The sequence below is a fragment of the Micromonospora craterilacus genome (assembly GCF_003236315.1).
Lineage (GTDB): Bacteria > Actinomycetota > Actinomycetes > Mycobacteriales > Micromonosporaceae > Micromonospora > Micromonospora craterilacus.
In genome coordinates this window covers 1-12928 of record NZ_POTY01000209.1, presented here as the reverse complement: position 1 = coordinate 12928, position 12928 = coordinate 1, and the positions used below count along the sequence as shown (strand labels likewise).

Here is a 12928-nt window from a genome sequence, read left to right as displayed (position 1 = left end):
GCCTTCCACACCCCCGGGCACCCTGACCGCTCCGAGGGCTGGCCGATTGCCTGGGGCGAGCAGGTCGACGTGCGGACGATCAGCACCAGCGGACACGGTGAGGTCACTGACGGCCTGGTCGCCGGCTACCTTGCCAAGTACGCCACCAAAAGCACCGAGGCCACCGGGCACACCTCCACCCGCCTCGACGCCGACACCATCGGGGACTACGCCGACCCCGACGGCGACCACACCGCCCGCCTCATCGACGCCTGCTGGCGCATCGGCCGACCCACCCACACGCCCGTGCCTCTCTCCGAGCGGCCCCGTGACCACCGGCCCCGGCCCGGCTTCATCCCGGCGTGGGAGTGCCCCGACTGCGGCACCCACACCCGCTACGCCGCCTGCCCGGTCTGCGTCGCCGAACGTCAAGCCAGCCTTGACACCGAACCGACGAAAGCGGCCAGCAGCAACCCGTACGCGCGGCTGCGCCGCTGGGCGCACATGCTCGGCTTCGGTGGCCACTTCCTCACCAAGGCCCGCCGCTACTCGGTGACGTTCCAACTTCTGCGCGACACGCGCGTGAGTTTCCGCCGGCACGAGCACCACGACCAGGCCGACGAGCACGCTGGCACGCTCCGCGCCGTCGACCACCTCGACGACGACACGACCCTGATCGTCGGCACCCTCACCTTCGCCGGTGTCGGCTGGCACACCTCGGGTGACGCACTCCTCGCCGCCACCGCCGCCGCCATGGCCAGAGAACGACGAACGGCCGGCCGCGAAGAACTCGCCCATGAACTCGGCACCACCCCGGCCGGCACCGTGCCGGCTGTCGCCTGACCCGTCAGACCTGAGGAGGTCACCCGTCATGAGCACCACCGCCCGCCCGGCTCCGGTCGTCCGGCTCGTCCCTCGTACCGAGACGGTCGTCGTCGAGCCGGTCACCTACACCGTGCGTGAGGTCGCCAAGCTGCTCGGCATCTCGCTCGGCAGCACCTACGCCCTCGTCCGCGACGGCACGATCCCGGCGACCCGCCTCGGTGGCCGCTGGCTGATTCCTCGCACCCGCTTCCATGCCTGGCTCGACGGCGTCTCCCAGCAACCCGCCGCGACCGGCACCGAGCACGGCCGGGGGCGATGATGGGCTTCGTCCGTAAGACTCCGGCCGGGACCTTCCGCGCCTGCTGGCGTGATCCTGCCGGTGGGCAAAAGTCGAAGAGTTTCCGTACGAAGCGGGAGGCCAATGCCTACATGGTGGAGATGGAAGGCAGCCTGAACCGGGGCACCTACGTCAACCCGCACGCCGGCCGTACCCGCTTCGGTGACTTCGCTCAGCAATGGCTCGCCACCCGTTCGGTCGAGGCACGCACCACCGAACGAACCGTGTCCCTGCTTCGGGCACACGTCCTGCCCAAGTGGGGTGACTGGCCGCTTGGGAAGGTCGACTTCATGTCGGTGCAGGAGTGGGTGACCGGGCTCGGCCGCGACCTCGCTCCCGCCACCGTGGGCAAGTGCTACCAACTGCTTTCGATGATCCTCCGAACCGCCGTGCAGGCGCGGCTGATCGCGGTCAACCCGGCCGAGGGCGTGAAGCTGCCTCGCGACCGGTCCCGCGATGTCAAGCCCATCACGATCAGCCGGAAGGACTTTTTCGGCAAGCTGCTGCCGGCCGTGCCGCCTCGCCACCGGGCGATCGTCTGTGCCGCCGCCGGGGCCGGGCTCCGCTGGGGTGAGTGTGCCGGGCTGACCTGGTCGTCGGTCGACCTCGACCGGGCATCGCTGCGCGTCGTCCAGGTCGCCGAGGAGACTCACGGCGGGATCGTGCTGCGCCCGTACCCGAAGAGTCGCGCTGGGGTGCGGACCGTGCCGCTGCCCGGCTTCCTCGTCGACGCGCTGCGCCAGCTGCACGCCGCCGCCGACAACCCGGACCCGCGCACGCTGGTCTTCCGTGACCGGGTCGGCCGGCCACTGCGCCGATCGAACTTCCGCCGTCGGGTCTGGTTGCCCTCGCTCGTCCGTGCCGGCCTGCTCGGCCAGGTCGTCAACGCCGGCCCGCATCGGTACCGGGCCGTCTGGCCCGACCGGGAAGGCGTCGAGTGGTCGGCGGAGTTCACCACGGAGCGGGAAGCCGTCGCCTGCGTCGCGGCCAAGGCTGTCAGCGGGATGCGGTTCCATGACCTGCGGCACGCCTACGCCACCTGGCTGGTCACCGACGGCGTGCCGATCAACCTGGTGCAGCGGGTCATGGGCCACGAGCAGGCGTCCACCACGCTCGACCGCTACACCCACACCCCGGACGACTACGCCGCCCGCGTCCTGGCAGCCTTTGACGGCTCTGCTGCCTCTCTGCTGCCTCTGACCGAGGAAACGCCGGAGGACGAGGCTCCCGACGAGGACGGGGACGACCTGTGACCAGCACCGCAGCGCTCCCGGCACAAAGGGACGACCCCCGTCGGGGGGAGACGGGGGTCGTCGGAGGTTCGGCTCCGGGGGGGTCGAGCCGAACCCGCTCAGCGGTCACGGGGGGTGCAACCGCCGAGGGTCTGCCGGTGTACGAGTTATGAATACTCGTCCTGTGGACAAGTCTGCCTGAGCGGACCTGTGTACGTCGAGTGGTGTAGCCTCCACTCCCTGCGAAATCCTGTTCGCAGAGTGTGACCGCGGTCACTGTTCGCAGGCGCCGTGGAGGTCGGCCCGCAGGTCCAGGCGGTCTTCGGCCCCCGGGCACCCGCCGACCATAGACCATCGGGCTAGACTTTCGCGCCGTGGGCCGAAGTGCCGCTTTCTTCGATCTCGACAAGACCGTCATCGCCAAGTCGAGCGCCTTGGCGTTTGGTCGGCCGTTCTACCGGGACGGCCTGATCACTCGGCGTGACGTGGTCAAGTCGGCGTACGCGCAGCTGATGTTCCGGCTGGGCGGCACCGACGAGCAGACCATGGCCAAGACTCGGGACTACCTCGCCACACTCTGTAAGGGGTGGCAGGTGGAACAGGTCCGCCAGATCGTCGCGGAGACGCTGCACGAGTTGATCAACCCCTACGTGTACGCCGAGGCCGCCGCCCTGATCGAGGAGCACCAGGCCGCCGGGCGGGACGTGGTCCTGGTTTCCGCATCCGGCGAGGAGATGGTGCGGCCGATCGGGGCGCTGCTCGGGGTCACCGACGTGATCGCCACCCGGATGGGCGTGGTGGACGGCCGGTACAGCGGCGAGGTCGAGTTCTACGCGGCCGGCCCGAGCAAGGTCGACGCGGTCAGCGAGCTGGCCACCGAGCGCGGATACGATCTCGCCGACTCGTACGCCTATTCCGACTCGTACAGCGATCGGCCGCTGCTGGAGTGCGTGGGCCACCCGACCGTGGTCAACCCGGACCGGCAGCTGCGCAAGCTGGCGGTGGAGAACGCCTGGCCGGTGCTGGAGTTCCGGCACCCGGTCCCGCTGGGCCGGCGGCTGCGGGAGCGTCCCGCCGTCCCGGTCGCCGCGGCCGCTCTCGGCGTTGGCGTCGGGGTGGCGATCGGCATCGCCTGGTACGGCCGCCACCGCCGCACCCGCGCCAGCGCCTCGCAGGGCTGATCCTCGACGACCGTGCCGCCCGGCCCGGCCGGGATCAGGCAGCGGCCAGCACCCTCCTCGCCGATCGCGGTCAGCCGGCGGCCAGCACCTCGTCGCCGATCGCGGTGAGCTGGTCGGCGCCCACCTCGACGGCCGACATGTAGTGCCGGAGCCAGGACCGCAGCCCGTCGGGGGTGCCGGTGGCGAAGGCCCCGGCCGCGCCGACGTACTCCGGCTCCCGCTCGCGGTGGCCGACGTCCACGGCGAGCAGGCCGCGCGGGTCGAAGCCGCTGGACAGCAGCACCAAGCGGGCCGCGCCCCGGGCCACCACGCCGGACGGGCCGGCGAACGGACGCAGGTTGAGCAGTTCCCCGTGTACGACCGCGGCCAGCACCAACGGGGTGACCTTCGTGCCGCCGGCCACCAGCCCGGCCAGCCCGTCCAACCGGGCGGCGACCACCGGGTCGTCGACCGGTCGACCCAGTTCGGCCTCGGCGACCACGTCCCGCGCGGCGAGTATGTGCAGTTTCGCCAGCGCCTGGCGGGGCGCCTTCGGCCAGAGGTCGCTCAGCCCGGGCAGTGCCCCGGCAACTCGCAACGCGCCCTGGAGCAGCGGTTCGGTGACCGTGCCGGCGCGTACCGCCTCACGCTCGTGGGGCCGGCCTTCCAGGCCGGCGCTGGCCACCGCGGACCGCAGGCTCACCTCGGCCGCGACCTGGCCGCCGTGGCGGCGCAGCGCCCGGTTGCCGAGCGCCTGGTCGAATCGGGTACGGGCGCGCTCGACGGCGTCGGCGACGTCGGCGAGATCGAGCAGCGGCGCGAGCGGGTCGGCAGTCACCCCGTCACGCTAGCGACCCCGCCGGCCGGGCCGGTCAGGAGTCGCCGCCGACGCGACGCCCGCCACCGCGCTTCCATGTTAAGAAGGGGCCCTTCCTCTACCTGAGGCGTTAAGAAGGTGCCCTTCCTTGCACCTTGGCGCGTGGGAGGGGCCGTTGGGCGACGGGGGCGGAGGGGTTCGGTCGCCTGGGCCGTCCGCCCCGGCTAACCTCCCCGGGAGAGACGCAGGTCACCCCCGAGCGACGAGGAGTCAGGGCATGAGCGAGGCATTGGCCAATCTGCTGAACGAGACGCGCCAGTTCCCCCCGCCGGCCGAACTCGCCGCTGGCGCCAACGTCACCGCCGACGCGTACGCCGAGGCGGACGCCGACCGGCTGGCCTTCTGGGAGCGCCAGGCCGGGCGGCTCAGCTGGGCGAAGCAGTGGGACCAGGTGGTGGACTGGTCGACTCCGCCGTTCGCGAAGTGGTTCGTCGGCGGGCAGCTGAACGTGGCGTACAACTGCCTCGACCGGCACGTCGAGGCCGGCCGGGGCGACAAGGTGGCCATCCACTGGGAGGGCGAGCCGGGCGACAGCCGCACCATCACCTACGCCGACCTGCACCGGATGACCTGCCAGGCGGCGAACGCGCTCACCGACCTCGGGGTGACCGCCGGTGACCGGGTGGCGATCTATCTGCCGATGATCCCGGAGGCGGCGGTCGCGATGCTGGCCTGCGCCCGGATCGGCGCCACGCACAGCGTGGTTTTCGGCGGCTTCTCGGCCGAATCGTTGACCAACCGGATCCAGGACGCCACGGCCAAGGTCGTGATCACCGCCGACGGCGGCTACCGGCGGGGCAAGCCGTCCGCGCTCAAGCCGACCGTCGACGAGGCGGTGGCGAACTGCCCGTCGGTCGAGCACGTCCTGGTGGTCCGCCGCACCGGCGAGGAGGTCGGCTGGTCGGCGCGGGACCACTGGTGGCACGAGACGGTGGAGCAGGCGTCGACCGAGCACGCCGCGCAGCCGTTCGACGCCGAGCACCCGCTCTTCATCCTCTACACCAGCGGCACCACCGCCCGCCCGAAGGGCATCCTGCACACCACCGGCGGCTATCTGACCCAGGCGTCGTACACCGCGCACGCGGTCTTCGACCTGAAGCCGGAGACCGACGTCTACTGGTGCACCGCGGACATCGGCTGGGTAACCGGCCACTCGTACATCGTGTACGGTCCGCTCTCCAACGGCGTGACCCAGGTGATGTACGAGGGCACCCCGGACACTCCGCACAAGGGCCGGTTCTGGGAGATCGTCGGCCGGTACGGGGTGACCATCCTGTACACGGCACCGACGTTGATCCGCACCATGATGAAGTGGGGCGAGGACATCCCGGCCGGCTACGACCTGTCCTCGCTGCGGCTGCTCGGCAGCGTCGGTGAGCCGATCAACCCCGAGGCGTGGATGTGGTACCGCCAGCACGTCGGCGGGGGTGAGCTGCCCATCGTGGACACCTGGTGGCAGACCGAGACCGGCGCCATGATGATCTCGCCGCTGCCCGGGGTGACCGCCGCCAAGCCGGGTTCGGCGATGGCCCCGCTACCGGGGGTCAGCGCCGACGTGGTCGACGACCAGGGCCAGTCGGTGCCGAACGGCGGCGGGGGCTACCTCGTGCTGCGCGAGCCGTGGCCGTCGATGCTGCGCACCATCTGGGGCGACGACAACCGGTTCATCGAGACGTACTGGTCCCGGTTCGGCGCGGGCGCGACCGGCGATTCGGGCGACCCGTGGATCTACTTCGCCGGTGACGGCGCCAAGAAGGACGACGACGGGCACATCTGGCTGCTCGGCCGGGTCGACGACGTGATGCTGGTGTCGGGGCACAACATCTCGACCACGGAGGTGGAGTCGGCACTGGTCTCGCACCCGTCGGTGGCCGAGGCGGCGGTGGTCGGCGCCACCGACCCGACCACCGGGCAGGCGATCGTCGCGTTCGCCATCCCGCGGGGCAACGCCGACACCTCCGGCGAGGCCGGTGAGCAGCTCATCGCCGACCTGCGCAACCACGTGGCGAGGACGCTCGGCCCGATCGCCAAGCCCCGACAGATCATGCTGGTGCCGGAGCTGCCGAAGACCCGGTCGGGCAAGATCATGCGCCGGCTGCTGCGGGACGTGGCGGAGAACCGCTCGCTGGGTGACGTGACGACGCTGCAGGATTCCTCGGTGATGGAGCTGATCGCCTCCGGCATGGGCGGGGGCAAGTCCGACGAGGACTGACGGCCGGCGTACGACTCGATGGGTGGCGGTCAGCGCGGACCGCCACCCATCGTCATGTCCGGCGGGCGGCGGACCCGGACCGCAATGTGACAGTGAAAATGCCTCTCAACAAATCCGTGCAACAAATCGACGTAGACCCCTTCCCCACTGGCCCCGGTAGTGCCTATCTTCACCAGTGGCCCCACGTTTGGGCCGATTTCACCGGCCCACAACCCCCGACGGGCCGGTTCCTTCAAACCGGAGGTACCACGTGCGCAAAGTCGCAGTGGGTCTGCTCGGGCTCTCGCTGACGGTGACAGGGCTGACGGTCGGAGCATCCGCCGCCGCCGCGCCGGTGGCGGAGATGCCGGCGGGCGCGCCGTCGAGCGCTGAGCCCGCCCACGCCGAGCACGACCTGCCGAACCCGCTGGAGGAGAAGCGCCGCGCCCTGCGTCAGGAGGGCCTGAGCGAGGTGCTCTCAGGCCGGGCCAAGGCGGAGCGGATCAACGGCAGCACGGTAGTCAAGGTCGGCGACAAGGCCACCCGGGGCGCCAAGGCCGGCCGTGACGCCAAGACCAAGAAGGGTGGCAAGGGCCCCACCGAGAAGCAGTACGTCGAGCTGTCCCGGGAGAAGACCGACCAGATCTTCGTGATCCTCGCCGAGTTCGGCGACGAGCGGCACCCGAACTACCCCGACCAGGACACCGACCCGAACGTTCCCGGCCCGACCAGGTTCGACGGGCCGCGGCACAACGAGATCCCGCAGCCGGACCGACGGGTGGACAACTCCACCGTCTGGCAGAAGAACTACAACCCTGAGCACTTCCGGAAGCTGTACTTCGGCACCGGTCCGGGCGACGAGTCCGTGAAGCAGTACTACGAGGCCCAGTCCTCGGGCCGGTACAGCGTCGACGGCGTGGTGACCAACTGGGTCAAGGTCAACTTCAACCAGGCCCGGTACGGCCGTGGCAGCGGCTACCCGTGCGACGGGGTCATCTGCACCAACGTCTGGGCGCTGGTGCGCGACGCGGCCAACCAGTGGGTGGCCGACCAGAAGGCCGCCGGCCGGACCGACGAGGAGATCGCCGCCGACGTGCGGGCGATGGACCAGTGGGACCGCTACGACCACGACGGTGACGGCGACTTCAACGAGCCGGACGGCTACATCGACCACTTCCAGATCGTGCACGCCGGTGGCGACATGGCCGACGGCGACCCGATCTACGGCGAGGACGCCATCTGGAGCCACCGCTGGTACGCGTACGCCTCCGACCAGGGCCGCACCGGGCCGCCGAACTTCCCGGCCGGCGGCACCCAGATCGGCAACACCGGCGTCTGGATCGGTGACTACACGATCCAGCCGGAGAACGGCGGTCGCAGCGTCTTCTACCACGAGTACGGCCACGACCTCGGCCTGCCGGACGACTACAACGTGATCAGCGGCGGCGACAACAACAACGAGCACTGGACCCTGATGGCCCAGAGCCGGCTCGGTGCCAAGAACGACGGCGGCATCGGTGAGCGCGGCGGTGACCTCGGTGCCTGGAACAAGCTCCAGCTCGGCTGGCTCGACTACGAGGTGATCCGGGCCGGGGACAAGCGCACCCTGGTCCTCGGGCCGCAGGAGTACAACACCAAGGAGGCCCAGGCCGCCGTGGTGGTGCTGCCCGAGCGGGAGTACACCTTCGACAACGGCGCGCCGTTCGAGGGCAGCAAGCAGTTCTTCTCCGGCAACGCCGACGACCTGAACAGCACCATGACCCGGACGCTCGACCTGACCGGGAAGTCGTCGGCCACCCTGTCGATGAAGGGCCGCTACAGCATCGAGGAGGACTACGACTACCTCTTCTTCGAGACCTCGGTCGACGGTGGGCAGACCTGGACGCCCCAGCCGGGCACGGCCGGCGGGCAGCCGTTGAAGGAGATCTCCCCCGGCCGCTACGCGCTGGACGGCTACACCGACGACGAGTGGGTCGACATCGAGATCCCGCTGGACTCGGTGGCCGGCAACTCGGTCGGGTTCCGCCTGCGCTACCAGACCGACGGTGGCGTCTCCGAGGGCGGCTTCTTCGGTGACGCGGTCACCCTGACCGCCGACGGCGAGACCGTCTTCACCGACGGCGCCGAGTCCGGTGCCGCCGACTGGACGCTGGCCGGCGGGTTCGAAGTGGTCGAGGAGAGCTACACCCGGTCGTTCGCGAACTTCTACATCGCGGGGACCCGGCAGTACATCTCGTACGACAAGTACCTCAAGACCGGCCCGTACTTCTTCGGGTACGCCAACACCAAGCCGGACTTCGTGGACCACTACGCGTACCAGGAGGGTCTGCTGATCTCGTACTGGAACACCCGGTGGGCGGACAACGACACGTTCGCGCACCCGGGCGAGGGCCGGAACATGATCATCGACGCTCACCCGCGGCCGATCTACAACCTGACCGGGCAGCCCTGGCGGGCCCGGATCCAGGTCTACGACGCGCCGTTCAGCCTGAAGAAGGCGGACTCGTTCACGCTGCACCTGAACAGCCAGCCGCAGTACATCCGCGGCCAGGCAGCGCAGCCGCTGTTCGACGACACCAAGCAGTACTGGTTCCCGGAGCTGCCGAACCACGGCGTCAAGCTCCCGGCGACCGGCACCAAGATCAAGGTGATGAAGCAGAACGGCATCTACACCACGGTCCGCTTCTCCTGAGCCGCTGAGGTAATGCCGACGATGCCCCGGGCAGGTCACCTGCCCGGGGCATCGCGCGTAACGAGCCGCCCCGGACCACGCCCGCGCGGCACCGGCCGGGAACCGGCGGTGCGGCGGTACCGTCGTATCGTCGTGCCCACCACCGTGCGCGCCCGTGTGCCGGCCGCCTGCCTCGCGGCGCTGCTGGCGCTGACCGGCTGCGCCGACCGGAACGGAGGCACCGTGCCCGCCGAGCCGAGCCGCACCGGCGACGCCGCCAGCCGCCCGGCCGCCGACGCCGCCAGCACCGCCAGCCACCCGGCCGCCAGCACCGGCGGTGGCCCGGCCGACGACGCCGCCGGCGGGAGCACCGCGCAGCCGCCGGCCGACCGCACCGGCCGGCCGCTCTCGCCCAGCACGCCGCCCCTGATCGGCACCCCGACCGCACCACCGAGCCAACCCACCGAGCTGCGCAAGACCAACGTGCTGGCCGGCCGGCTCAGCCGCGGCGGCAGCGGTCCGTGCTACACCCTGGTCACCGACGACGGCCGGGAGTACGCGTTGCACGGCACCGGCCTGGGCACCTTCGTCACCGGAACCTGGGTACGGGTGACCACCGGCCCGCCGGTCGCGGGGGTGGACTGCGGCCCAGGCATCCCGGCCAGCATCCTGAAGATCAGCCCGGTCGGCTGAGCGACCGACCGGTGCAGGCATCGGCGGTGGGCGTCCGCGTCGGGACGGCGTCCGGCCGAGCGACCGGTGCCGGGGTCATAGGCTGTCGCTCATGACCGAGCAGCGTGGCGATGCCGTCGACGAGTCCTGCGTCCTCACCGAGGGGCCGTGGACGCACCGGTTCGTCGGCGCCAACGGCAGCCGGTTTCACGTCGTCGAAGCGGGCACCGGGCCGATGGTGCTCTTCCTGCACGGCTTCCCCGAGCACTGGTGGGCCTGGCACCAGATGCTGCCTGCGGTCGCCGACGCCGGCTTCCGCGCGGTCGCCGTCGACCTGCGAGGCTACGGCGCCAGCGACAAACCACCCCGGGGGTACGACGGCTACACGCTGGCCGCCGACGTGGCCGGGCTGATCCGCGCCCTGGGCGAACGCTCGGCGACCGTGGTCGGCGCCGGGGCCGGCGGAATGATCGCCTGGACCGTGGCCTCGTTCCACCCCAACCTGGTCCGCCGGCTGGTGGTGCTCGGCGCACCGCACCCGCTGCGGCTGCGCGCGGCGATCTTCGCCGATCCACGCGGTCAGTTCTCCGCCTCGACGCCCGCGCTGAGGTTCCAGCTGCCCCGCTACGAGCACGCCCTCACCCGGGACGAGGGGCGGGCGGTGGAGGAGATCCTGCGCCGCTGGGGTGGCCCGCGCTGGGTCGCCGGCCCGGACTTCGCCGGGTATGCGCAGCGCTACCGGGAGGCCATGCGGATCCCGCAGGCCGCGTTCTGCGCGCTGGAGGGCTACCGGTGGGCGTTCCGGTCGGTGCTGCGGTTGCACGGCTACCGGTTCGTCAAGTTGATGCAGCGACCGCTGGTCACGCCCACCCTGCAACTGCACGGCGCGCTGGACGTCGCCTCGCTGCCGCGTACCGCCCAGGGCTCGGGGCGCTACGTCAGCGCACCGTACGAGTGGCGACTGCTCGACCCGGTCGGGCACTTCCCCCACCTGGAGGCGCCGGAGCTGGTGCTGGGCGAGGTCCTGCGCTGGGCCAAGTCCTGACCAGGCGGCGGGTCAGACCCGCTGTTCGCGCACGTCACTGACCTCGCCGACGGGCGCCCAACCCTGGTAGACGCCGAAGTCGAACGCCTCCAACCGCATCGCCTGGGCGACCGGCCAGCGCCCGCCGGTGTACTCGACCCGCAGCCACCCCTCGTGCTCGGCGAGCACGATGAACGGTTGCCCCTTCCAGGTGCAGGTCGTCCGCACGTACGCGAGCTCGTCGACCTCGGTGGCCGGCACGACCCGGACGTGCCGGCCGGGGCGTACCTCGACGAAGCCGTCACCCGCCTCCGGCTGGTAGAGCCGGATCTCGCCGCCGTCCGGGCTGGCCTGGTACTCCCGTCCGCGCCAGCGGGCCACGTAGCCGTCGCGGGTCACCGCTCACCGACCTGTCGCCAGGAGAGCGAGTCGGCGTCGAGGACGGCGACCAGCCGTTCGGTGCCGTCCGCACCGATGCGCACCAGCTGCGCGCCGTGCGGCAACCGGACGCTGTCCACCTTGAACTCGGCCACCACGTCGCTGCTCTCGCCGGGGGCGAAGCCGTTGCCCCGGAACGGTGGGCGTTCGATGACCCAGCCCTCCATGGCCCGCATGGCCGCCTCGTTCTGCCCGCCGTACGGAATCCGGTAGAGGCTCGGTCGGAACGCCGGCCATCGCAGGACGTAGATCTGGTCGGCGTCGGACGCGAAGGGCGACTCGGGGTGGTGGAGGCCGAGCGCCTGGTACAGCTCGGCCGGCGTGGTGAGGTGTGCCAGCTCGCTGGCCCGGTGCACGAAACCGGAGACCCGGTCGTAGCCTCGTTCCAGGTAGTAACCGAGTTGGCTCGGCGCGATCGCCTTCTGCATCACGATGGGCCGGGACGGGTCGGCGGGCGGTACGGCCCTTCGTGGACCGCTGGCCGGCACCGACGCGTCGACGGTCGGCTCGGGCTCGCTGTCCGAATCGTCGCCGAGCCCCAGTTCGGCCGCCCAGTTCGCCAGCCCGACGATCTGCTCGCCGGGCAGCTTCGCCCCGACCGGCGTACCGGGATTGACCGCGAACGACCATGACGGGTCGGGCCAGCGGCGGATCAGCTGGACAAAACGAACCTGGACCGTCTCGGCTGCCGGGTCGGTGTGGTCGGCGAGACGCTGCGGCGAGGTGTAGACCACCACGAAGGTCTGGCCGTCCAGTTGCACGGCCGGCCAGACGAATCCCGGATCGCCGGGCCGGCTGCCCGGCGCGGAGTCGACCGCGACCGGCATGAGGACCCGAGCCAGCAGCAGTGTGGACAGGAACGTGTCGGTGTTGCCGGTGCCCGCGGCAGCGAGCAGTTCCTCCTCCACCTCGTTGGCGGGCCGGAACCTGCTGCCGGTGGCAGCGGCCGGTGCGGGACCGGGGGTCGCATCGCCGCCGCGCACCGCGTCCGCCGCGCCAGGCGCCTCCGGCGCCACCACGCCCGGCAACTGCCGGCTGGCCGAGGCTTGCACCGGGGCGACGACCGGGTCCACCGCGTCGACGCCCGCCGCTGTCTCCGAGGTCGTTTCCGTGATCGGTACGGCCGGCTCGGGCACCACCGCCGGGACCGGCACGACCGGCTGGGGCACCGCCGCCGGGATCGGTGCGACCGGCTCAGCCGCCGCCCTCGGGATCGGAACTGTCAGCTCCGGCTCGACCATCGAAATCGGCACGGTCGGCTCGGGCGCCACCGTCGGGACCGGCACCGTCTCGGGCTCGGATCCCATCGTCGGGACCGGCACGGTCTCCGGCTCGACCCCCGACAACGCCACGGTCGGCTCGGACCGGCCCGTGGGAACGGTCGGCTCCGGGGCCGGTACTCCGTTGGGGGTGGGCACCGGCTGGACGGGGGCGTCCTCGACGCCGCCCGGAGCCGGACGGATCGGCGATGGGTCGTCCGGCGGCATGGTCTCCGGCGCGCCGGCCCATGCCTCTCCGACGG

Annotated in this window: 11 protein-coding genes; 8 read left to right on the top strand and 3 right to left on the bottom strand. The window is 71.4% G+C overall.

What is annotated here, in order from left to right:
* The 4 genes from C1I95_RS25950 to C1I95_RS25935 all read left to right on the top strand — a co-directional run.
* Positions 1 to 822 (top strand): replication initiator (locus tag C1I95_RS25950; protein ID WP_325048861.1); only part of this gene is annotated, 822 nt, incomplete at its 5' end.
* Positions 823 to 850: 28 nt separating this feature from the next.
* Complete coding sequence (locus C1I95_RS25945; RefSeq protein WP_111217561.1) at positions 851 to 1123, top strand: helix-turn-helix domain-containing protein; 273 nt, start codon at positions 851 to 853, stop codon at positions 1121 to 1123.
* Between the two features lie 110 nt (positions 1124 to 1233).
* Entirely contained in the window at positions 1234 to 2394 is a 1161-nt protein-coding gene (locus tag C1I95_RS25940; RefSeq protein WP_233513890.1) for a tyrosine-type recombinase/integrase, read from the top strand.
* 353 nt (positions 2395 to 2747) lie between these two features.
* Positions 2748 to 3554 carry an HAD family hydrolase gene (locus C1I95_RS25935; protein WP_111217559.1) on the top strand — a complete coding sequence of 269 codons (807 nt, stop codon included), beginning with the start codon at positions 2748 to 2750 and terminating at the stop codon, positions 3552 to 3554.
* A 70-nt stretch (positions 3555 to 3624) separates the two neighbouring features.
* Here the strand turns inward: C1I95_RS25935 and C1I95_RS25930 are convergent, their stop codons facing one another.
* Positions 3625 to 4371 (bottom strand): Fic family protein, encoded by a 747-nt coding sequence (locus C1I95_RS25930; protein ID WP_111217557.1) that lies wholly within the window; start codon positions 4369 to 4371, stop codon positions 3625 to 3627.
* A gap of 256 nt (positions 4372 to 4627) precedes the next feature.
* Here C1I95_RS25930 and acs point away from each other — a divergent pair, with 256 nt between their 5' ends.
* From acs to C1I95_RS25910, 4 genes are all read left to right on the top strand, one after another.
* Positions 4628 to 6622 (top strand): acetate--CoA ligase, encoded by a 1995-nt coding sequence (gene acs / locus C1I95_RS25925; RefSeq protein WP_111217555.1) that lies wholly within the window; start codon positions 4628 to 4630, stop codon positions 6620 to 6622.
* Between the two features lie 265 nt (positions 6623 to 6887).
* On the top strand, positions 6888 to 9293 hold the full coding sequence (locus tag C1I95_RS25920) for an immune inhibitor A domain-containing protein (protein WP_111217553.1): 2406 nt from the start codon (positions 6888 to 6890) through the stop codon (positions 9291 to 9293).
* A 132-nt stretch (positions 9294 to 9425) separates the two neighbouring features.
* A complete protein-coding gene (locus C1I95_RS25915; RefSeq protein WP_146605848.1) occupies positions 9426 to 9965 on the top strand; it encodes a hypothetical protein in 540 nt (179 codons plus the stop codon).
* A gap of 91 nt (positions 9966 to 10056) precedes the next feature.
* Positions 10057 to 10989, top strand: coding sequence for an alpha/beta fold hydrolase (locus C1I95_RS25910; RefSeq protein WP_111217549.1), 933 nt, complete (start codon positions 10057 to 10059; stop codon positions 10987 to 10989).
* Positions 10990 to 11001: 12 nt separating this feature from the next.
* On the opposite strand, the gene C1I95_RS25905 is transcribed toward C1I95_RS25910, so the two are convergent.
* Both C1I95_RS25905 and C1I95_RS25900 read right to left on the bottom strand, forming a co-directional pair.
* The gene (locus C1I95_RS25905; RefSeq protein WP_111217548.1) at positions 11002 to 11367 is read right to left on the bottom strand and encodes a UCP033725 family protein; all 366 of its coding nucleotides are present in this window, start codon (positions 11365 to 11367) and stop codon (positions 11002 to 11004) included.
* Positions 11364 to 12928 (bottom strand): SseB family protein (locus C1I95_RS25900; protein ID WP_199523912.1); only part of this gene is annotated, 1565 nt, incomplete at its 5' end. The genes C1I95_RS25905 and C1I95_RS25900, both read right to left, overlap by 4 nt.

Bases quoted from the DNA above. Each gene is read 5' to 3' on its own strand.
- C1I95_RS25945 (WP_111217561.1), top strand. From the start codon at position 851: ATGAGCACCACCGCCCGCCCGGCTCCGGTCGTCCGGCTCGTCCCTCGT.
- C1I95_RS25940 (WP_233513890.1), top strand. From the start codon at position 1,234: ATGGTGGAGATGGAAGGCAGCCTGAACCGGGGCACCTACGTCAACCCG.
- C1I95_RS25910 (WP_111217549.1), top strand. From the start codon at position 10,057: ATGACCGAGCAGCGTGGCGATGCCGTCGACGAGTCCTGCGTCCTCACC.
- acs (WP_111217555.1), top strand. From the start codon at position 4,628: ATGAGCGAGGCATTGGCCAATCTGCTGAACGAGACGCGCCAGTTCCCC.